This is a genomic window from Ensifer sp. 1H6 (assembly GCF_001976035.1).
Classification (GTDB): domain Bacteria; phylum Pseudomonadota; class Alphaproteobacteria; order Rhizobiales; family Rhizobiaceae; genus Ensifer; species Ensifer canadensis.
Window position 1 is genome coordinate 134,529 of sequence record NZ_MOAI01000013.1, and the last position, 20,174, is coordinate 154,702.

Annotated in this window: 20 protein-coding genes and 2 pseudogenes; 13 read left to right on the forward strand and 9 right to left on the reverse strand. The window is 58.6% G+C overall.

Annotated elements, in window-relative coordinates; genetic code table 11:
- Positions 1 to 1,350: 1,350 nt before the first annotated feature.
- Entirely contained in the window at positions 1,351 to 1,758 is a 408-nt protein-coding gene (locus tag BKP54_RS17135; RefSeq protein ID WP_128090440.1) for a hypothetical protein, read from the reverse strand.
- A 124-nt stretch (positions 1,759 to 1,882) separates the two neighbouring features.
- Between BKP54_RS17135 and BKP54_RS17140 the strand changes: the two genes are divergently transcribed.
- Together BKP54_RS17140 and BKP54_RS17145 are read left to right on the forward strand one after the other, a co-directional pair.
- Positions 1,883 to 2,119, forward strand: a complete 237-nt coding sequence (locus tag BKP54_RS17140; RefSeq protein WP_084814616.1) for a hypothetical protein — start codon at positions 1,883 to 1,885, stop codon at positions 2,117 to 2,119.
- A 114-nt stretch (positions 2,120 to 2,233) separates the two neighbouring features.
- A complete protein-coding gene (locus tag BKP54_RS17145) occupies positions 2,234 to 2,623 on the forward strand; it encodes a hypothetical protein (protein ID WP_084814617.1) in 390 nt (129 codons plus the stop codon).
- Positions 2,624 to 2,680: 57 nt separating this feature from the next.
- Here BKP54_RS17145 and BKP54_RS17150 read toward each other — a convergent pair.
- Positions 2,681 to 3,459: pseudogene (locus BKP54_RS17150) on the reverse strand (protocatechuate 3,4-dioxygenase).
- 209 nt (positions 3,460 to 3,668) lie between these two features.
- Between BKP54_RS17150 and BKP54_RS17155 the strand changes: the two are divergent.
- The 3 genes from BKP54_RS17155 to BKP54_RS17165 all read left to right on the forward strand — a co-directional run bounded on the left by BKP54_RS17155 (position 3,669) and on the right by BKP54_RS17165 (position 6,061).
- Positions 3,669 to 3,983 (forward strand): hypothetical protein, encoded by a 315-nt coding sequence (locus BKP54_RS17155; RefSeq protein ID WP_128090441.1) that lies wholly within the window; start codon positions 3,669 to 3,671, stop codon positions 3,981 to 3,983.
- A 305-nt stretch (positions 3,984 to 4,288) separates the two neighbouring features.
- Positions 4,289 to 5,254: a magnesium and cobalt transport protein CorA gene (locus tag BKP54_RS17160; RefSeq protein WP_084814619.1), complete on the forward strand. Its 966-nt coding sequence runs from the start codon at positions 4,289 to 4,291 to the stop codon at positions 5,252 to 5,254.
- 288 nt (positions 5,255 to 5,542) lie between these two features.
- Positions 5,543 to 6,061, forward strand: coding sequence for a DUF4334 domain-containing protein (locus BKP54_RS17165; RefSeq protein WP_084814620.1), 519 nt, complete (start codon positions 5,543 to 5,545; stop codon positions 6,059 to 6,061).
- 140 nt (positions 6,062 to 6,201) lie between these two features.
- Here BKP54_RS17165 and BKP54_RS17170 read toward each other — a convergent pair whose 3' ends face one another.
- Positions 6,202 to 6,474 (reverse strand): DUF2188 domain-containing protein, encoded by a 273-nt coding sequence (locus BKP54_RS17170; protein ID WP_084814621.1) that lies wholly within the window; start codon positions 6,472 to 6,474, stop codon positions 6,202 to 6,204.
- A 314-nt stretch (positions 6,475 to 6,788) separates the two neighbouring features.
- Between BKP54_RS17170 and BKP54_RS17175 the strand changes: the two genes are divergently transcribed.
- Both BKP54_RS17175 and BKP54_RS17180 read left to right on the forward strand, forming a co-directional pair.
- Positions 6,789 to 7,772, forward strand: coding sequence for a L,D-transpeptidase (locus tag BKP54_RS17175; protein WP_084814622.1), 984 nt, complete (start codon positions 6,789 to 6,791; stop codon positions 7,770 to 7,772).
- Between the two features lie 679 nt (positions 7,773 to 8,451).
- Entirely contained in the window at positions 8,452 to 9,324 is an 873-nt protein-coding gene (locus BKP54_RS17180; RefSeq protein ID WP_084814623.1) for a zincin-like metallopeptidase domain-containing protein, read from the forward strand.
- Positions 9,325 to 9,668: 344 nt separating this feature from the next.
- Here BKP54_RS17180 and BKP54_RS17185 read toward each other — a convergent pair whose 3' ends face one another.
- Positions 9,669 to 10,142, reverse strand: a complete 474-nt coding sequence (locus BKP54_RS17185) for an Lrp/AsnC ligand binding domain-containing protein (RefSeq protein ID WP_084814624.1) — start codon at positions 10,140 to 10,142, stop codon at positions 9,669 to 9,671.
- 159 nt (positions 10,143 to 10,301) lie between these two features.
- Between BKP54_RS17185 and BKP54_RS17190 the strand changes: the two genes are divergently transcribed.
- The 5 genes and pseudogenes from BKP54_RS17190 to BKP54_RS37310 all read left to right on the forward strand — a co-directional run.
- Entirely contained in the window at positions 10,302 to 11,198 is an 897-nt protein-coding gene (locus tag BKP54_RS17190) for a DMT family transporter (RefSeq protein ID WP_245317848.1), read from the forward strand.
- A 506-nt stretch (positions 11,199 to 11,704) separates the two neighbouring features.
- Positions 11,705 to 12,013: a DUF736 domain-containing protein gene (locus BKP54_RS17195; protein ID WP_057213826.1), complete on the forward strand. Its 309-nt coding sequence runs from the start codon at positions 11,705 to 11,707 to the stop codon at positions 12,011 to 12,013.
- Positions 12,014 to 12,519: 506 nt separating this feature from the next.
- A complete protein-coding gene (locus tag BKP54_RS17200) occupies positions 12,520 to 13,329 on the forward strand; it encodes a hypothetical protein (RefSeq protein WP_057213824.1) in 810 nt (269 codons plus the stop codon).
- 106 nt (positions 13,330 to 13,435) lie between these two features.
- Positions 13,436 to 13,918: a hypothetical protein gene (locus BKP54_RS17205; RefSeq protein ID WP_057213821.1), complete on the forward strand. Its 483-nt coding sequence runs from the start codon at positions 13,436 to 13,438 to the stop codon at positions 13,916 to 13,918.
- 63 nt (positions 13,919 to 13,981) lie between these two features.
- Positions 13,982 to 14,325, forward strand: a pseudogene (locus BKP54_RS37310) (hypothetical protein); the annotation flags it as partial.
- 9 nt (positions 14,326 to 14,334) lie between these two features.
- Here the strand turns inward: BKP54_RS37310 and BKP54_RS17210 are convergent.
- Both BKP54_RS17210 and BKP54_RS17215 read right to left on the reverse strand, forming a co-directional pair.
- Positions 14,335 to 14,781 (reverse strand): DUF2721 domain-containing protein, encoded by a 447-nt coding sequence (locus tag BKP54_RS17210; protein WP_084814625.1) that lies wholly within the window; start codon positions 14,779 to 14,781, stop codon positions 14,335 to 14,337.
- 528 nt (positions 14,782 to 15,309) lie between these two features.
- Complete coding sequence (locus BKP54_RS17215; protein WP_084814626.1) at positions 15,310 to 15,969, reverse strand: hypothetical protein; 660 nt, start codon at positions 15,967 to 15,969, stop codon at positions 15,310 to 15,312.
- Between the two features lie 925 nt (positions 15,970 to 16,894).
- Here BKP54_RS17215 and BKP54_RS36085 point away from each other — a divergent pair.
- Positions 16,895 to 17,065, forward strand: coding sequence for a hypothetical protein (locus tag BKP54_RS36085; RefSeq protein WP_198956843.1), 171 nt, complete (start codon positions 16,895 to 16,897; stop codon positions 17,063 to 17,065).
- Between the two features lie 476 nt (positions 17,066 to 17,541).
- On the opposite strand, the gene traG is transcribed toward BKP54_RS36085, so the two are convergent.
- The 3 genes from traG to traC are packed head-to-tail and all read right to left on the reverse strand — an operon-like array spanning position 17,542 to position 20,015.
- On the reverse strand, positions 17,542 to 19,512 hold the full coding sequence (traG, locus tag BKP54_RS17225) for a Ti-type conjugative transfer system protein TraG (protein ID WP_084814628.1): 1,971 nt from the start codon (positions 19,510 to 19,512) through the stop codon (positions 17,542 to 17,544).
- On the reverse strand, positions 19,499 to 19,714 hold the full coding sequence (gene traD / locus BKP54_RS17230; RefSeq protein WP_084814629.1) for a type IV conjugative transfer system coupling protein TraD: 216 nt from the start codon (positions 19,712 to 19,714) through the stop codon (positions 19,499 to 19,501). Before traD ends, traG begins: the two co-directional genes overlap by 14 nt.
- A gap of 4 nt (positions 19,715 to 19,718) precedes the next feature.
- On the reverse strand, positions 19,719 to 20,015 hold the full coding sequence (gene traC, locus BKP54_RS17235) for a conjugal transfer protein TraC (RefSeq protein WP_084814630.1): 297 nt from the start codon (positions 20,013 to 20,015) through the stop codon (positions 19,719 to 19,721).
- Between the last annotated feature and the right edge of the window lie 159 nt (positions 20,016 to 20,174).

Below are 20,174 nucleotides of genomic sequence, written 5' to 3' on the forward strand. Positions count from 1 at the left end.
CGGCCGGCGGCAAGTGGTCAGGAATACGAGGCCCGCTATTTCGCAAAAAGAACATGGCATCAAGGAAAGCGGCGCCGGCGTAGCGGCGCGGCGGCGATCGCGACGCCGCTGATAGAGCGGTCAATCGGTTGCGGGCTAGTTCGCCATGCCTCTCGGTGTAGCGACTGGCGCAGGGTGGGAGCCGTGATCGGCGCGACAATCGGAGGTATACCCAAGGGCACCGCACAGGCGATAGCGTTAGGTGCTGCGTCCGGAGCGGCATTTCAATGCCAGTTGTTTGTGCCCAATCATGTTACGGCGCGTTGCCGCACTCCATCTGCCGGTTGGCGGCATGAGAGCAGGCAATCTCGAAATTTGGAGCCATATAGCGGCGAAGCTGGGTGCTGCGACCGTAGATCTCACAACAAATGACGACGATTACAGCATCGAAAATGCCCGCGACGGAGGAATGTTGCGAGGCGAGCCTGCAGTTGGACGGCAAGGATGACCGCGCTGTGACGTGGCGTTGGCTCCACAGAGCGGTGATTGGAGGAAGCGACACAGGCGCAGACGTGATTTCAACGAAGCAATCGTACCGGGTGCGTATTGCTGGCTTTGTTCTTCTATTTCTTGCTTTGGCAAAGACGTGCCATCCCAATAGATCGGCATGATGTGCATGCCGGCAATGCTACGCCGCACTTGTGGCACGCGATCGGCATTACTTGCAAAAGTGCCGGCATTGGAGAAGTCCGTACGGGCCGGCTACTTCGCTTCGTCAACTTGAGCAGCGACACTTTGTGCGCGCCAGAAAGCTTCGGCGACTGCCTTGGCCGTGACGCAGTCGTCTGCGGAATCTTGCCTAGCGACCGCCGTTGCGGGTTGCGTGTACACGGGCGCTGTCACCCAAACCTTTCAGCTTCCAGACTTTGCAATTGTGTACGGGGATCGCGAAGCGGCCTACTTCGGCATCGACACCGGGTCGGACTTCGATCGATATTCTCCTCGCTAATTGCGCATTTGGCGATCGCCGCTCGGTGCACTCTCGGTCGCCGGGCAACGCAAGTCCTTATGACGCCGGCCGAAATCTATGGCATCATGATCACGGTTAAATATTGCGCGGAAGCACTTTTGGACCCGGCTCCATATCGCGTGGCTCAGAGCCACGCCTTTGACATAATGGGTGCTACAATGCCAGCGGCGAGGAGCTCTGGCGGCGAGGATGGCGTACTTTGGCTCCCGAGAACGACGTATTGAAGGTTGATTGATCACCCCAACAGTCAATCCGACCCACCGAACACGATTCTGGTGATGGCAAGAGTGACGGAAGCGAATGTTTAATTTGCTTCCGATTGGTGAAACGTTGCTGCAAATTCAATTGATTAACGGTTGACGATTTCGCTCACATTGCCTTGGAAATGCCGCTTCATTGACCTGCGTGAGTGTAAAACCGCTACCCGGCAAGCTACAGTCAGTCTGAAGCTCATTCAGGAACGCCCGGAGTTCGTGGGACGCGACAAGATCGGCGGCGACGATCCGTTTCCTGCCGGCTTGATAGTCCATTCGCCCGAAGAATGGACTATGGGCGTGAAGCCTTTCATTTAGCCAAGCCGGTATCTGGAGGCGCAAGCCGAGCTTGGCCTGGCTCCAACTCCACATCACCGCCAGCATCATCCACCATTTGTTGTAATAGCCACGCCGTTGCCAATGCCAAGGCGGCATGAATCGCGTGAGCGCCGGATAGGCTGGCGGTTCGGTCCTTTTCGCAAGTGTGCCGATCACTTACGAACCAGGTATGTGCCGTGTATCGACAACTTGTCTTTGATTTGCTTTAATTACGCAATTAGACGTGGGGGCTTCCATGGCCTGGGACGGTTGGAACAGAGACGGCGCTGGATGTGTGAGGATGTCTGCCGTCCTTGCTTGGAACAGCGCAGTACTGTTAAGCGAGAATACGGATATCGGCTTGCGGATTGAGTTCACAGACGAGCCGGAATCGCACAATGTCAGCGCGCTTCAGTTCGGCCTGACAGCGGCGCAAGCTAGAGCCTTGAGCGCCGATCTGGCAGCTCATGCCGACAAACTTGAAACGCAGCACTTCGGCATATCCACATCGATGCGACAGGGACAGTGCGCCGGTTGACGCGGGCGGTGGGCACGGTGTGCTGCGGGCCCGCAAGACACTCGCGTCGACGAGGTCAGTTGTTCGCTGCCCGGGTTCGCACGCTGCCATACCTTCGTCGGGAGGAGAAACCGTATGTTCAGTGAACCCGGGGTGCAAGGAGAGGTCCAGGCCGTTGGTGAGCCTGGTACTCGTTGGCTGGAGCCACAACCCATCGCTGTCGAGATTCTGCATCCTTCGTTGCTCACAGCGCTTGAGCAACGCAACGACGTGGAGGATTTTCAGGGCTATCTGGCCCGTGTCTACGAAATGCCGGGAGATGCTCTAAACGGCTTCTTTCATATCGCCGTCAATCCGATGACATCCGAGGCTGCCGGCCTGCATTCCGTCAGCTTGGTCATGGGCGAAAAGTATGCAGAAGACATCGAGCTTGCCATCGGACCGATCTGGCTCGATGCAAGCGACGAAAATGAAGCAGCGGCCGAACTCTACGCAATCTTGAAGGATGTCGGCCGGCTCGCCTGACCTGAGGGAAACGCAGACCTTTTGGGGGTTCCGCGGCGATTGATCCGCAAAGCCAATCTACGCGCCTGCGACACCGATAGTGTAACTTGCTTGCAGAATGCCGATTTCGAGCCGTTCGACGTCGAAGATGAATCCCGACGCCTCCGCCGCAGAAAAGACGCTGTCGCCGCCGTTCATCGTATCGCGCTGCTGGCGCGCTGCGTAATCGGGGTGGCCTTGATAGACGATATCGCTGAGCGCGTCGTCGAACAGGAGTTGTGTGACTAACAACTCCCTGCCATCAATCACGATACGCAGATGGACATGGACGGTACGGCCACTGTACCAGCCAGGATAAATGCTGAGAAAATTCACACGGCCCTCGGCGTCGCTGATCTGCCTGCCACGCAAAAATGCGAGGCTGCTGGCGTCTTGATCGTCCGCGTTGCACATCCCTGCCGCGCGCCCGGAATAGACGCCGCGCGTATCGGCATGCCAAATCTCGACGTCTGCACCTTTTATCGGGTTGCAATCCTCAGACCGCACAAGGCGCAAGCTGATGCGGGTGGGCAGTCCGTTGACGCCTTCTGTCACGTCGCGTCGGATGGGAACGTCATTGGTATGGCAGGGACCGAGGTCTGCGCGAGGGTGGTGACGCATTGGGGTTCCTCGCGAAACACCGGATCGGGCAAGTCAGCTGGCACTCCAGCCGTGCCGCCGGCTCGCAGCCTAGAGACGGTCCAGTCGATGCTGTCACGCGACACCGCATCGCCGCCGCCGCTCCTGCCGGACAGCAGAGCAACGCTTGCTCCTGCCAGAAGGGCTCCTCCTCCAAGAATGATGGTACGTCGTCTCATCGCCTGGCCGTTCCCAAAGTTCGCAACGAAGATCACGCCCGCTACACACCAATAGACCAACAGAGACAGTGAGCAAAATTACGTTTTCGTCACACCATATCGCGTCTCGTGCCAGTACTTGTCCCTGGTATGTCAAAGTTAATTGTGTGAGGGCGCCCCTTAAGATCAGCATGGCGAGCTACGAAATCGGAACCGAACAGGATGTCCGAATGCCCGATTGGCGTGCCGTAATCCTTGAGCAGGCAGAGATCGCCATGGCGGTCGAAAAGGTTGTACTGCAGGCCCTGTCACGTGAGCAGCTTGCCAAGGCAGAAGCGCTGCACCTGTGGTCAAGGGTTGGGGAACTTTGCGTCAAAGCCCAAACCGTCGGCGACGAGATGGAAGACGGTCACGCGGATCTCGAGACGATCAAGGATTTCGAGGCGATCGAGGACATGTATCGCGCGCTTCATGCGTCGCTCGACGCGCGCCTGGTGATGATGGCAGGGCTCGGCCCGCAAGTGTGCTCTGACGGACTTCACTGAACGTCGAGCGCATATCCAATCGGCGAGAGCCCGCACTGTCTTTTCCGGCTACAGACTCTACTGCAACCGAGGCTCACCATGTCGCTACGGGTGAGCAGCGTTTGGCAGTGCCGACCGCGGTCGAGTGTGCACGAAGGCAGTTGCGCTTACTGCAGTCGGTGGATATGCCGATGCGTTGGAAGCAGGTCGGATCTCGTTGCTTTGTTGCCAATAGCTGACCGCAGCGCCACTCTTCTCGCACCGTTACCTGTCACAGGCACCAATCTCACCGGGCTTTTTCCGGCCCCGCAATATGGATCGAATTGATGAGCGTCGTCGCGTCGTATTTGTATCGCAACGGAAAGCGTGCGGAGACGCTCGAGCTTTCCGGACAAGCGCTGGTAATGGATGAAAGCGAGTTCGCCTGGATCGGGCTTCACGACCCGACGCCAGAGGAAATGACGGCAGTTGCCGCGGCGTTCGGGCTTCACCCACTTGCCGTTGAAGATGCGCTCAATGGAAATCAGATCGCCAAGGTGGAGGTCTACGGCGAGCAACTGTTCGTAATTGCCAAGACGGCCCATCTGGAGAAGGACAAGATCGTCTACGGCGAGACGGCGATCTTTGTCGGCAGACACCACATCATCACGGTCCGGCAAGGCTCGGCACGCAGTCACACAGAGTTGAGAGCACAGCTCGAGGCATCGCCGCAATTGCTGGCGCGAGGGACCGACTATGTCCTTCACGCGGTCATCGATTTCATTGTCGACGGCTACCTGCCGATCGTTCAGACGATCGAGGACAAGGTTCTCGGCATGGAAAAACACATGCTTGTGGCCTTTCTTGAGCGGGATGAAATCAGGCGGATTTTCCGGCTGCGGCGGCAGGTCATCCTGTTCCAACGCATTCTCGGCCCGATGTCGGAAGTCGCCAGCAAATTGGTTCACCTGGAACTCCCGTGCGTCGACGATAACGCCAGACCATATTTCCGCGACGTGCTGGATCATATCAGACGCGTCGAAGGCATGGTTGCCGGTCTGCGCGAGGTCATCACATCCGTGTTTGAAGCCAGTAATCTGCTCGAACAACAGAGACAAGGAACGATCACGCGACAGCTGGCTGCGTGGGCTGCGATCCTCGCTGTGCCGACCGCTATTGCTGGCATCTACGGCATGAACTTCAAACATATGCCCGAACTTGACACGCTCTATGGCTACTACGCAGTTCTCGGGGTGATTGTCTTCCTCTGTGTGGTGCTCTTCCTGCGCTTCCGCAAGGTTGGGTGGCTTTAGCACAACGAGCGCTGCGTCAGCATGCGTGGGAGATGGCCTGGTGGGTGAGCGTAGTCCTCGAGGGAACAGAGGGTCAATCCGCTGACGTCCGCGGAAAACACGCCGGTCGTTAAGGCAGAGAACCCCTGCACGCCGGTGTTTGACGGGAACAATTCTGCGGTTCCGCGCTTACAGTAGTGCATGCGCAAAAACGATCCAGAACTTAATCCCTTCGGATCGTGTGCAGGATGGCCTCTTTCTTGGAGGCCATCATTTATGGTTGACGGCTGACACCCCGACGGAAATGCCATGATTGATCTCACGCCGATTACCACCGTGGAAGCCCTAGGACGCTTTCGCAAACTCCCACCCGTCTATGGGCACGAACTCGCTGGGCTGTGGCGCGGCTCTGGTGTGCCAACAGGCCACCCCTTGGATGGGGTTCTTGAAAACCTCGGCTGGTTTGGCAAGCGCTTTCATCCGAACCTTCGCGCCGATGCACTTCTGTTTCAAATCGGTCCCGGTCGACTGGTCGCACTCGAACCGGCCTATATCCCCCTGGGATTGGCATTGCGCCTGGGATCGATCGGGCGCACGCGTTTAGTTCGTCATTGTTTTCGGTTCCTGCAACGCCCGCTGCGGGCGCGTGGGCCAACCGCTACCCTCGAGATGCAGGACTTCGAAGGAATACGTTCAGCGGCCATGCGCTATGACCGGCAGCCAATCATGGACCGATTTCGACGGATCGGCGACCATCAGTTGTTTGGAATGATGTCAGCCCACCGCGACCCTCGGCCCTATTTCTTCACCCTGACGCGTCAGGAATAGCGCCGCGGCGTTGCCGATACCGGCACAGCTTGCTGGGAACGCACCTTGATCAATGCGCTGAAGTTTCTTAGCCGGCTATCCGCATAGTTTCGCTGGGCGCAAATGGCCGCAAATTTTGTGATTGCCGCTGCGTCCACCATCTATAAGGTTTCGTGCCCCGTTGGATGGTTGCCCTCATCGACCACTTCGGTATCAGGCCGATCTTCGCCATCAGCATGTTCCTGGCGCCAATGCCCGCTTCGGTCCTGATACTCGATTTCCGCGTCTTTCCCCGCGCTTTGGTGTTCCTGAGCGGCAATGCGCGCTGCTTCAAGAGCGTCGTCATGAGTGGGGAAAGTTTCCGAGAAGACATCGCCCGACTTGTACGCCCAACCGCCGTCATGGGGGACAACCTCGTATCTCGCTTTCGTCATATACACCTCCGATGCAAGAAGCCCGGTTTGACGACGCTAGGCTGTTTTCTGCAACGCCCATGGCTCCTGCCTAAACGGATGTGCCGTATTTCAACAGCCGCGATGAGCGTCCGCAACCGGGCATGTCAGATCCCATATAGGGCGCCGAGATCATGTTGGTACCGCATCCAGAGCCCTTCCGCGGCACACCGGCACACCCATTACCAGGGCCATCTGCCAGGTGCAGATCACCGCATGGCCAAGACTTCCGATCGTTGTTTTCCGCCCCGGGGCGTCGAATTGGAACAATGCACACCGACACTCGTTGGAAGCCCATGAACAGAGACAAATTTGTTGCAGCACTTACGGTATCAACACTGATCTGCGGCCCTGCCATGAGTTTCGAACTTTTGCCAGAGACAATCAATAGGGCGTCGCTCGGTTCTATCTCCACAGCCGCAACTTCGTTGGCACCTCCAGACAATCCGGACCCTGCCATTGTGCAGCTTCAAGTGCTGTTGGACCGCGCCGGGGCGTCCCCAGGCGTGATCGACGGGTATTTCGGCGAGAATGTCAGCAAAGCAATCGCAGGCTTTGAGGCCATGCACGGACTACCTTCCGACGGCAAGCTCGATCCGGAAGTTATCGCTCGTCTCAACAACAATGCGCCGGTCGTTCACAGCTACAAAATCACCGCGGCAGATACGGCCGGCCTGGTTCAATCGATCCCGGCGGACTACGGCGAGAAAGCCCGGATGGATCACCTCGGTTATACAAGCGTGGCGGAGAAGTTGTCCGAGCGCTTTCATATGGACATCGATCTAATCAAGGCGCTCAACCCGCAATCGTCCTTTGCCGTCGGCGAAACGATATCGGTAACGATGCCAGGCCCGCCCAAGACCGGGAAGGTTAAACGGATCGAGGCCAACAGACGGACGGCACATCTCTATGCCTATGGCGAAGACGGTACCCTATTGGCAGTCTATCCAGCAACAATTGGCAGTTCCGAGACACCTGCGCCCTCCGGTAAGCACAAGGTCAAGGGCGTGGCGCGAATGCCTATCTATGTCTACAACCCCAAGATCAACTTCAAGCAGGGCGACAACAGGAAAGTTCTGACAATACCCAGTGGGCCAAATGGGCCAGTTGGCACCGTATGGATCGATCTTTCGAAACCGACATACGGCATCCACGGCACACCGGAGCCTGCCCTCATCGATAAGGTCGGTTCGCACGGCTGCGTGCGCCTTGCAAACTGGGATGTAGAGGAATTGGCCGCAATGGTCGAACCGGGCGTCTCTGTCGAATTTGTGGAGTAACTTCCGATTTCTTGAAGTGCGACCGCATGGATTGGCCTGCGCACCTCACCGTTGACGGAAAGTGACCCGGTATCAACTGCCGTCAGCAGGTCTCGATAGGCGATCAAGTGGACCTAGCTCACGCTGTTCTGATTCTCACGCCACTGGCATTCACGCAACCGGCCCGCTCGGGGACGCCCGCGGGCGGCTCTTCTCGTTGCCATCCTGAGCATAAACACCCCCGTCGACCGCAGCGGCGGCCATTCTCTAGTTGCCCTGGCGCGCCGCCTCCCCCGCTGCGTCGCAACCGATCACGGGGTTTCACCCTGACAAAGCGCCCGACCACCACCAGGTCGCCATTTCGCGCGTGGCCTGCAGAAATCCGCAGCGGCTGGTGCCTTAATGCGAATTGGTGGGCCTGACCCGACCGGCTTCGCATCTTCCGGTTATCCTCACCAGATACGCAAGCCCGCAAACGAGGGCGACGGAGCCCGGCAATAATCCGGCGATCGCGCGGGCATGGGCAATCGGCTTTTTCAGGGACCGGCGCGGCGTAGGGGAGCAGGCTGCTACAGGCCGCGGCGCAGGCAAGGGCAAGCCCTCCTCCACATCCGTTTCGGCCCTGCGGGTGCTCGCGCCACTCGTGACCTTCCGCTGCTGGAAGCTCCCGCCGCTTAGGCGGTCCAGAAAGGAGCTACCCATGCAAACCAAGCGCGACACCTATCAGATCATCACCGACACGATTCTCGCAGCCCTCGAAAACTGCGGCCCTTGCGAGCGTCCCTGGATGGGCCCGGCGCTGACCATGCCGGTCAACGCCGTGTCAGGCCACGAATATCGCGGCACCAACGTCCTCATGCTGTGGGTCGCCGCCCAAGAGGCCGGCTACGCAGAAAACCAATGGGCGACCTTCAAGCAGTGGTCCGAAAGCGGCGCGAGCGTCCGCAAGGGCGAAAAAGCTACCCCGGTCATCTGGTTCAAAATGCTCGAGCGCAAGGGCGACGACGTCGGCGATGATGACGAGAATGGCCGCCACATTCCCTTCGCCCGCCTGAGCTGGGTGTTCAACGCCGCCCAGATCAATGGCCGCCAACCCGAGAAAGTACGCACGCCCAAGGACAACCAAGTCTCCCCAATTGAGTTGGCCGATGGGCTTGTGGCCGCCAGCGGCGCGAACATCCGCCACGAGGGCGCACGGGCCTTCTACCGGCCAAGCACAGACGAAATCGTTTTGCCCCCACGACATCTTTTCACCGGCACCTCTACCAGCAGTGCCACCGAGGCGTATTATGGTGTCGCTCTTCACGAGTTGACGCACTGGAGTGCGCCGCGCCTCCAGCGCGAGTTCGGCAAGCGCTTTGGTGATGACGCCTACGCCGCCGAAGAACTGGTCGCCGAGCTGGGTGCAGCGTTCCTCTGCGCCCGCCTGGGCGTTTCGGCCGAGCCTCGCGCCGATCACGCCAAGTATCTTGCCAGCTGGATCAAGATTCTGAAGGGCGACCGCAAGGCGTTCATCACCGCCGCCAGCAAGGCGTCCGAGGCCAGCGACTATCTCCTGGCTTTCCAAGGCTGAAAGGAAGCGAAGGAGCGACCTACAGCGCCGCGCGTCTTATTGGACGCGCAAAGGTCGCTGTAGCGCTTTGAATTGCTGCATGTATCCCTAAAGCCAATACGATCTAAGGATACATGCAGTAGAGGCAGCCTTCTTCGCCATTCTTTGCTGCGTGGGCCCGCCAAGAACGGTTTGACTTTTTTGGGCAGTTTGCCGGTCTAGTGTCGAGATCCATACCGTGTCGCTCAGGCAAGCGCACCGACGACCCGAGGGAAACGGCCGGAAGGGTAAGGGATCGCAGTTCATCAGCACTCGCGCGATTTGCCCTGCTCGACGTTTCTAGTTGGAAGTCCTGCGTCAAAGCCTCAAATCGGCAACAGGGCGTCAGGCTTTACATCTGCAACGGATGCGTAGGTATGGGTCTCCCTTACACCGGGCAAAGGCAAGATCACCCGCTCCAGAAAGTCCTGAAACATCGACATGTCGGCAATTCTCGCTTTGACGAGATAGTCGAAGCCGCCGATGACCATGTGGCATTCCAATACTTCCGATGCATTTGAGATTGCCTCGGAAAACCGCTCGAAAATGTGCGGAGCGGTGTGATCGAGGCGGACCTGAATGAACACCACTGTTCCCCGGCCGACCTTCTGCGGATCAAGGATCGCCCTGACGGCTTTTACATAACCCTCCCGGAACAGACGTTTGACGCGCTGGCTCGCCCCAGTCGGCGACAAGCCGACCCGGCTCGCCAGTTCGAGCGTGGTACGGCGGCCGTCTTCCTGCAGCAGCCTCAGCAGGTTGCGGTCGATTGCGTCGAGTTCGGCAGCTTCGTGCTTCACGCAGTTTTCTCCATAATAGAGTTATATTCACTTCAAAATCACGAAATCAATATATTCAGGCACGCACGCTTGAGCAATACGATGTGATCGTTGTTTCCCGGCACATTCGGTCGCCTGCCGATGGCCGGGCCGGGTCCCCCTGCCCTTACGGAGGCAAGAGTGCGCATTTCGATCCTCGCAGACAGTGACGGCAGCAAGCGGATGGCTGTTATAGCAGGGGCAGCATTCGTCGCGATTACCACCGTGCAATTCGTGGCCGCCCGCTTCAGCTTGCGCGAACATCTGACCGCCGCCGATATCGTCGGCTTGCGGTTTGCTGGCGCTCTTTTCGTCTTCCTGCCGGTGCTATGGAAGACCGGCACGGCAAAGCTGAGGCTGTTAGGCTGGCGCAAAGCCGGTCTGCTGGCACTGCTGGTGGGATTGCCTTACACCCTGATCATCAATCAGGGGCTTACCCACGCCCCGGCCGCCCATGCCGCAGCCCTGTCTCCCGCCTCCATCGTCTTCTTCTCGTTCCTGCTCTCGCGCCTCGTGTTCAAGGACAAGGTTTCCCGCGCGCGCATCATCGGCATTGGCGCGATCATCGGCGGACTGCTTCTGTTCGTTTCCCCCGCAGCCCTCAAGACAGGCGACACCCTGCGCGGCGATCTGCTCTTTGCGGGTTCGGGGATCATGTTCGCGCTCTATGCGGTGCTGGTGAGGTTCTGGTCCGTCGACGCGATAACGGCGGCGATCGCCGCTGTCCTCTTCTCCTGCTTGCCGCTGCCCCTGTTGTACACCGTGGCGCCGAGTGGTCTCGCAGCTGCGTCCATAGCCGAGATTGCGACGCAATTCGTGATCCAGGGCTTCCTTGCCGGTGCGGTTGCGATCGTTCTCTACACCTATACGGTTCATCAACTCGGCCCGCGCCAGGCCTCGCTATTCATGCCGTGCATTCCAGTGACGACGGCAGTGATCGGGATGGTAGTGCTCGGGGAAATGCTGACCCTTCCCCAGTTCGTTGCTATCGCTGCCATTACATTTGGAATGGTGTTCCCAATGCTGCAAAAATCCTGAATTTCGCGGCAAGTTCACTGGCGTGGGACATCGATAATCGGCTTTGCCTGACACCACCTCGCCTTCAGGCGACCAGTCGCGACTGAACGTTTTCGTTGGGCCTGTTGGATGCAACCGTCCCGTCAGGTGTTAGACACCGTATTCGACGAACATCGCGGCCTGCGGAAAATGGATCGAACATACGACGCCGATCGGGAGGCTCCATTCGTCAGAGGCTGCGATTGCCATGTCCCGCTCATCCGCTGTTGACAGCGCTCCCTCGGCGGTCTCGATGAGGCGTGTCTGACCGAAGATCGGCTGCGCCTCGATCGTCCTTCCGCAACGGCAAGTCGCAGTTTTCTTACCCCTGTCAGCTGCGCCGCCATTCCTCGCGCACTAACAAAACTGCGACTTGCCGCCCTCCATTCCATTGCGGCCCTATGGGTGCGGACCAATCGTCCCCGGTCCTTGCGACAGCCATCGAGGCCGCAATGGTGCGGCCCGACACAGCGAAAAGGAACACGACAATGGCAACCATTGGCACCTTCACCTCCACCGAAAACGGCTTCAACGGCTCAATCCGCACCCTCGCACTCAACGTCAAGGCTCGCATTGCCAGGGTCGAGAACCCCTCCGACAAGGGGCCGCATTTCCGCATCTACGCCGGTAACGTCGAACTGGGCGCGGCCTGGCAGAAGACCTCCGATCAGGGCCGCGACTATCTTTCGGTGAAGCTCGACGACCCGAGCTTCTCAGCCCCGATCTACGCAACACTTGCAGAGGTCGAAGGTGAAGTTGACCTCAAGCTCATCTGGTCGCGGTTGAACCGGGACTGAGACTTAGATCATGGCCCCGCTACATCAGCGGGGCCTACCTCGTCGAATACGGCATCTGCAGCAATGCTGAAGCAGCACGGAACATCGCCGTAGAGCCCCATCCCCCTTTTCCGTTCCTCGAGCGCCCGCGGCGGAGGACCGCAACACTGGGCGATCGGCGGCGCGCGCGTCGGTCGCCTGCCTCACCTCGGACGCGTCGTTCATCGGTCGCAGCCTCACGAACGCTATCGATGCCATGACGTACCTAGAACTCCGATCGACGCAAGCCGCGGGCGAATTACGAGGTGCGGCTGCGACAGCAGGAATTTGCACCACCCGGTGCGCAACTGTGGAATTGCCAGTATTTGCATTTGTGGAACGGTTGTCACCGCCCACCTTTTTTGCCGTGTGTGGTTGCCCTGCACTTGCGACGAAAACAAGACTCAATCATCGTCGGCTGCAGCATGCGATCTGGGGGGTTCCTGCATGGCTCCATCGGTTGTTTGAAACTACACGCAGGTAGGAGCATGACTGTGGCATCAGGTTCGCTGAAACTCTTGAGTTACGCCGTCCTTCTCACGTCCATCACCGCATCGGCGCATGCCCAGTCCAGCAGCGAGGAGCTAGCGAAGAAGCTCTCAAACCCAATTGCGTCGCTGATCAGCGTTCCATTCCAATTCAACTACGATCAGGGCTACGGACCGAACGACGGCGATCATACCGTGGTGAACATCCAGCCAGTAATTCCAATTTCGCTCAATGCAGACTGGAACCTGATTTCCCGTACGATCCTGCCTGTGACCTGGCAAGACGACATTGCCGGACCGTCGGGGAGCCAGTTCGGCCTCGGTGATACGCTGCAGAGCTTCTTCCTGTCGCCAGTCAAGCCAACCGATGGAATCATCTGGGGTGTTGGCCCGGTGTTTCTGATTCCCACAGCAACCGACGAGTTGCTTGGAAGCGGAAAGTGGGGCGCGGGGCCGACCGGAGTGGCTCTCAAGCAAGACGGGCCCTGGACTTTTGGGATATTGGCAAACCATGTTTGGTCGTTTGCCGGACAGAGCGACCGAACGGATGTCAGCTCGACCTTCCTGCAACCGTTCATCTCTTACACCACGCCGGAAGCCTGGACCTTCTCCTTGAACACGGAGAGTACCTATGACTGGGAAACCAATGACTGGTCGGTTCCAATTAACTTTCAGGTATCCAAGGTGGTAAAGTTCGACGAACAGCCCGTGAGCTTTGGCGTGGGCGCGCGTTACTGGGCGGAATCGCCGGAAAACGGGCCTGACGGCTGGGGAGTTCGTGCAATCGTTACGTTCTTGTTCCCAAAGTAGCAACTTTGCAACGCTCACTACTGTGCCGTCGAAACTCTGGCTTTTGGCGACACTTGAACCTCGCCCGCTCGCTAATTCGGATCGGGCGCGTTGCCCTTGGATAACCATGGACAAATTATCTGCTCCCAACCCAATTCTTGAAATAGCCCTTGGGACCGTCATGGTCATTTTGATCATGTTGGTACACGGCGTTGGCATTCGCACGATCAATCGGCGTTTCAGCAGGTCCTGGGTTCTCGTGAACAACACCACGCCGCATTGGCGTATCAATCTCTTGCTTGCGGTCGCGATCGGATCGCTGGCAATCCTTCATTTCGCTGAGACTCTCGTGTGGGCAGCGCCGATATCGATGATGGGGATAATCCCTTCAATGCGGGACAGCTACTACTTCGTCCTGGAGAGCTACACGACGCTTGGTGAAGGCACGGTAAAACTACCTGATAGTTGGCGTTTAATCGGGCCGATCATGGCGGTGTCGGGCTTGTTTACGTTCGGATGGACGGGCAGCGTTCTGGTTAGCATCATGACCGAGTTCGGCAAGCTCGACAGAGGGCAGGCCAAAAAGGAATCGAAAGACTCTGAAGGATGAAATCGGCAAGGCTTGGGACGCACCAATATAGGTAAGATGACTTAGTTTTCGTTGGTCAGTTTTGACAATCTCGACGTCGCCGTCATGCTAGCTGAGGCACGGTATGATCGCTAAAGGATCACCGGCGACGTGTTCTACATCACATGGGAGCTGATCCGCACAAGCCCCGCTGCGTCTTGGCCTACAGCGTCGGCGTGACGCACTTCCGGAGTTACGCTCTGCTCGAAGATCAGAATGGCCGGCTTGATGAGTTCGGTGGAGTAAGAGTCCAGTCGATGTCGAGCGGGAGGACAGTGCCACGTGGGTGGACGCGGTCGTCGGCCTGCGCGAGGACTACTTCTTCACCCCGGAATCCAGGCGACGGGCCGGGGTCCGGTGGGCGGCGGCGGCCCCGCGTCGACTGGGATGGCGGCCCGTCAGCGCATTGGCGATTTCGGCGAATTGCAGTCGTCTTGCTCAATCTGGGAGAGCCTGATGTCCTGCAGGAGGCGGAAGAGCGACGCCGCCAGAAAGCCGAGAGCCGCCATGAACAAAACGGCGGCTCCTGGTTCGTGGCGGTACCCAACAAAGGCGATGACGAATCCGAAGATCAGCAGAAACGTGACGCCGATTCCTGCCAACACGGCCAGGTGAAGTGCATTGTTGAGCACACGTTCTCGCCGCCGCAGTTCGGCCATTTCCTTCTTCAACCACGCTCGGGCATCGCTTTCGTCGAGCTCCCGGAGCATTCTGATCCGCTCCGTTACGCCGGAAATCCGATTGGCCAGAATCGCCACCATCGCAGCGACCGCGTTGAGCATGAACGCCGGCGCGACCGCGTGACTAATCATGTTCGAAAGCTGGTTAGCATCAACAGAGACCATGTTTCTCCCCCGGGTGTTCTTCCAGATCGCCCCGTGCCCATATACGCAAATTCTACCGGACCAATCCCACATTGATGAAGTGAACGCGTGTACCGGACGAACAGCGAACCGATCGCCAAAATCGCTACTCGGTTCTGCCCCGTTTTAACCACGGCGCGGAACCCGGATGCGCTTTACTTGGATACATCATTGGTGCGGCCTTACACCACCGGATAGGTCCAAGGCGAATGTATCATGCTCACTTCGGACCCTCGCAGGACTGGTCGGCCGGCGCCCGCTTCTATTTGGACTTGCCGGACGATCCCTTCCGCTGGAGGCGGGTTTCATGGGAGGAGAGCAGGCGCGCTCATCGGACTTGACGCCTCGGCGGCTGATGGCTCGGGGCACAACATAACTGGCGTTGTGCTTCGTACACTGAGGTTCCAATGGCCGCCCACCCCGCTGAAATTTGCGTAACGCATGGCGCAACGTAGGCCAGAGGGTCCAGCAGCTTGGAGTGGCCGTAAGCCCGCAATCGCGGTTAAGACACTACGGGATGACATTGACTGCACGCGCGGCCACGAGCACGAGTGTCAGGAGCGCGATGGCACTTTCGAGCATCATCAGGAGCTTCGCGCGCGGCGTGAGCGGCAGCACGTCGGTAGGGCTGAAAGCCGTAGCGGTATTAAACGCCAGAAAAAGATAGTCGACATAGAGCGGCCGCCAATTGGCTGATGCGAATTCGGGAGCCGACGACTGGGGAAAGAGCCAATCAGGTCTCCTTGATATCCCACGCGCGATGCGTGAGGGACCACCAGAATCGACCTGCCAATAGAGAAGCGAGAACGCCAGAACGTTGGTGACCCAGATCGAAAACGATGAACTCAACAACGACACCTTTCGCGTCTCGGGCGGGTGTATTGTGATGATCCCTATCATGTCGCCAAGTTCTGCCGCCGTATTGGCAACGTAGAGACTGGAAAGGAGCAGGATCGCAACGTGCTCGATCCGCAGCCAGACAGCATTCTCGGTCGACATCGTCACCATGATCATTGGAGCAATAGTTGCTATCAGGACCCCGAATGACACCCATCGAGGCAGCGCGGAGACGTGATGCGGTAGAACCTGCAAAAAAGCGTAGACCGCAATGATTGCCAGAACCGGGGGCCAGCGGCGTTCGTCACGACCTTGTTGGATGACATTGCTCATCGCGTGGTCCCGATTGAGATCTTGAAGTTGCCAACGCCTTCCTGCTGCATCCGCCACAGGTGTATGTCATGTTACGCTATTCGCCTGTGATGCCCTACCTCATCGCCTGACCTGTCGGGTGTCCGTCCAAGCCGATCGCCCGTCGTGCCGATGAGGCGATCAATGAAGTTGCCGCCTACACATCGCCCTTGAGATTGCCGCTCATGAGCCTGCCCCTCGTCGAACCGGACAAGGTCCGTTTGCGCTGTCCGCCACGCAGACATCAACAAGCGCTCACTCCCGTTTCATCTCGCCACGCGGACGATCTCCACACGCAATTGGTGGCATTTTCGTATTGCCAACGCGCCAGTCAATTGCCCTTAAGGGATCCTTTCCGTCTGCTTCGAAAAGGATCATTATCTCGTGCCTCTCTCGGAGCAGGGCCAAATTCTTCCGCCGCGCGCGCTACCAAGTGAAGCAGGCGCGAATAGAGCCAGTCCTCACATCATCACGTGTGTGATCAACGTCATGCCGCATGAAAAGAGGTGCGCGACACGATTCGCGGAAGCAAGTCTTCCTCTAGGTCAAGCTGGACGACCCGAGCTTTCCGGCTCCGATCTGCGCGACGCTCTCCAACCGGGACTGAGATCCCAGCCAATGGGCCTCGCCGTTCAGGCGGGGCCTCCCTTCCGTTCTGACGAAACCGAAGGCGGGCATCGAACCCGCCTTCGGCTTTGGGCGCCATACGGAGAGGTGGGGTCTGCTCATATCGAGGCAATCATGCCGTGGAGCCGGGCCAGCCTCAAGGACGTCGCGGTTCCCCCAAAATGCTGGCGCATTCCGGCTCCCCCACTCGCCGCCGCCGGCGGTCGCTTGCGCGATCCTTGACCCCAACCCGCCACCACGTCGGCGGGCGTCATCTTTCTCAAACGTCAAGGAGACGAAGATGACGATTACCCTCGAAATCCAGGTTGAAGAACTTCGCGCTGAACTGAAGTGCTCCTTTGACAGCGCCGAGCGCCGCCAGATCGAAGCGGAGCTCGAACTCGCCCAGGCCGAGCTGGTCGTGATGCTGGCCGAACAGGACGGTTCCATCGAAGCCCAACCGCCCTTCTGAGGGCGGCATCTCACGTGCGCTACCAGACCGCCGACGTTCAGCGACGGCCAGGAGCAAGAAGTCGCAGCTCTCCAGTCGATCTCTTGTCATTGACATCGGGGATGTTGGTCGCAACCGCCTTCATTAGAATATTCCTCGTGCGTTGCGGCTCCTCGCAGAAGCAAGGTTCAGGAGGCGGAAGATCCTCCAGTTCCGTTTCGGCCTTTCAGGTGCGCCCACCGTCCGGCAGCCGATCTCCGCGATATCAGCAATTCGAAAAAAGAAATCACCATGCAACAGCTCGCTCAATTCCTCGCCGCCGTAGGCCGCCGGGTCCGCGTCGCGGCGAGGTGATCTGTCACTTCTTCCGAAGGGGCGAAATGGGACTGTCGCGATCAAGGTCCCGCTCTTCATCGATACCGGGACGTCGTTGATTGGGAGTGAGGCGCTGGTTGGGCGCACTGCAGCGACCTGGGATTGGCGAGGAGGATAATGACCTATCCATTCAATGCGTCTTGTTCGGATTGCTCGGATTTTACCTTTCCGAGATTCCCATGGGTCTGATGGAACCTGTTCGAGCCGACGCAACTGTTCATGTCTTCGCGCCGAAACCAGATCGCTCGGCCGCATCTGAGCGGCGCGTTGCCGGCGGTGAAGACTATCTGCTCGTCAGCGCGCATCTCAAGAACTTCGTGTGGCTGGATCAGCGGCCTGGCGGCGAGCTGCTTCGATCGCGTGCGCGACGACCCCTTCGCTTGAAAGCCTCGACTGACTTGGTCGATCTCGACCGTGGTCGTGCCGCAGCGACGCGAGATGTAATCGGCCGTTTCCGGATCGTTGATGGCGGAAAACGAAATCCAGCTTGCGCTCTCGAACCACTTGCTGGCAGCGTCGCGGCCACCGTAGGTTTCTCGCATCTGGCCGATAGACTGGTAGATCATGATCAGAGCAATGCCGTACTTGCGGCCAGCGTCGCGGGCGGTTTCCAGAATGCGCATGTGGCCGAGGCGGGCGACCTCATCCAGCAGAAATAGCGCGCGTTCATCTACTCCCCCGTCGCGATTGTAGATCGCGTTCAGAAACGATCCGATGAGGACGCGGGCCAATCCCGCATGCGTTTCGAGCGTCTTGAGGTCTATGTTGATGAAGACATCGATTGTCCCAGCCGCGAGTTCGTCCGTGGAGAAGCTCGATCCCGACACCAATGCCGCGTAGTTGGGATAAGAAAGCCAATGTGTTTCCTTTACTGCATTGGCATAGACGCCGCTGAAGGTTTCGGGCGTCATGTTGACGAAAGCAGCGGCATTCTCCTTTACAAAGTCCGACCGCGAATTCTCGTGGATTGTCTGAAGACGTTCGCGAAGTTTCGGCTCCGGTTCGGCCAGATTCTTGCGGACCTGCCGCAGCGTCTGACACTCCTTTATCGTGTGCCCGGACAGGCAAACGTCGGCGATAAGTGCAGTCAGCAATTGTAGTCCCGAAGCGCGGAAGAAATCGTCGCGGATACCGTTTGTACGCCCGCTGTCGCTTACGATCCAAGACGCGACAGAGGCTATATCCTCCTCCTTCGTTCCTCCGAACCGGCCAATCCAGTCCAGAACGTTCACGCCCGTTTCCGACCGCTTCGGATCGATTACGAAGGTTTGCCGTCCCGCGCTGCCGCGGTGGTCGGTGACCATCGGAGCAACTTCATTGGAAGGGTCGAGGACCACAAGCGTGCCGCCCCATTTCAGCGCGGTGGGGATTGTTACCGACGTCGTCTTGAAACCACCGGAGACAGCAAAGACGATGCCGTGCGACGAGCCGAATGCGCCATCGAAGCACAAAAGGGGTGCCTTACCGCCACGGCCCCAAGTATCCGGATTGTCGGCTCGAAAAGACTGGGCTGCGACCCCGTCCCTATCGACGCGGTAACGCTCGCCAATCACAATACCGCCAGCTTCGGGAAACAGTTTCGCTGCATCCCGCAGCTTCATCCAGTCGGCTTCACCGTGAAGCGCGCGCTTGCCGCGCACGCGTCGTGGCTCTTGCTGTGCGAAAGCAGCATTTCCCATGAGCGATACGCGCAAGGCAAAGCATGCGGCCATTGCGGCGGCCGCTGCGCCAAACATTGTCGCTGTGTCCACGTCGGAAAACGCTATCCGACCGGCCGGCACCTGGCCTTTCGCCGTTGAAAGCCGAATTGTCTCACGAACTGCGGCGATGATCATCGTTGCGAGAGATCCGGTGAAAACGCCGAAACCCGCGAGCTTGATATTGGCAGAGCCGGCACAAGCGAACAGGAAGACAGTTCCAATCGCCGCAGCGCAGATATAGGGCAAGGCAACACCCGCCTGCCCGAGCGTCAGTTGCGCAGCCTGCGTGCTGCCGAACGCTGCCAGCCAATTTTCGATACCCGTCAGTACGATGGTGACCAGGATCATCAGCGCGATGGGTGCAGCAAAGAGCGCGATCCTAATCGCGGTCATTGCCGAAGGCCTCCGCGCCAATTTCCATCAGCCGCGATCGCTCGCCTGCGTCAGCCTGCAGCCGGCGGCCCAGATCGATCAGGCCTCCGAGAAGAAGCGCGCGCTTTTCGTAGCGCAGCCCAGCTTTGACGATAAGGCCGCCGAGCTCGATCTTCTCGCGCGTGTCCTTTTTCCGGTCGTTGGATGTGATCGTTCGGCTCATTCGGTCAAGCCTCGCTGCCGTCGCCCGCATGCGCGCCAGACGTGACCGTCGCGCCCGATGCGGCGCCAGCGCGAGCTCCACCGGCAATCTTTCCGGCAGTCGACCGAGGCCTGCCTGCGCGAAAGTGTTTTGCCAATTCCTCAAATGCTATTTGCAGCTCGGTCTCGTCGATCTCTATCTCGCCGAGCCCGGCTTTGAGCGCGATGCGGCCGATCCGTTCGGCTTCCCGTGTCTCGGCCTGTTTCAGCTGTTCGTGGAGCCTCGCGATCTCTTCGCGAATTTTCGAGGAGGGTTTCTTCATTCCCGATCGGTCCCTTCATGCCGTTTCAACTTTGAACGGCATGAACTTCCTTGAGATCGGCGCGCCGATCTACTCTCACAAATGAGAGTTGGCGGAGCCAACGCTTCTGATCATCATCCCGGCTGTTCCAAGAGAGCGGCTTTCAAGGGCGCAATTATA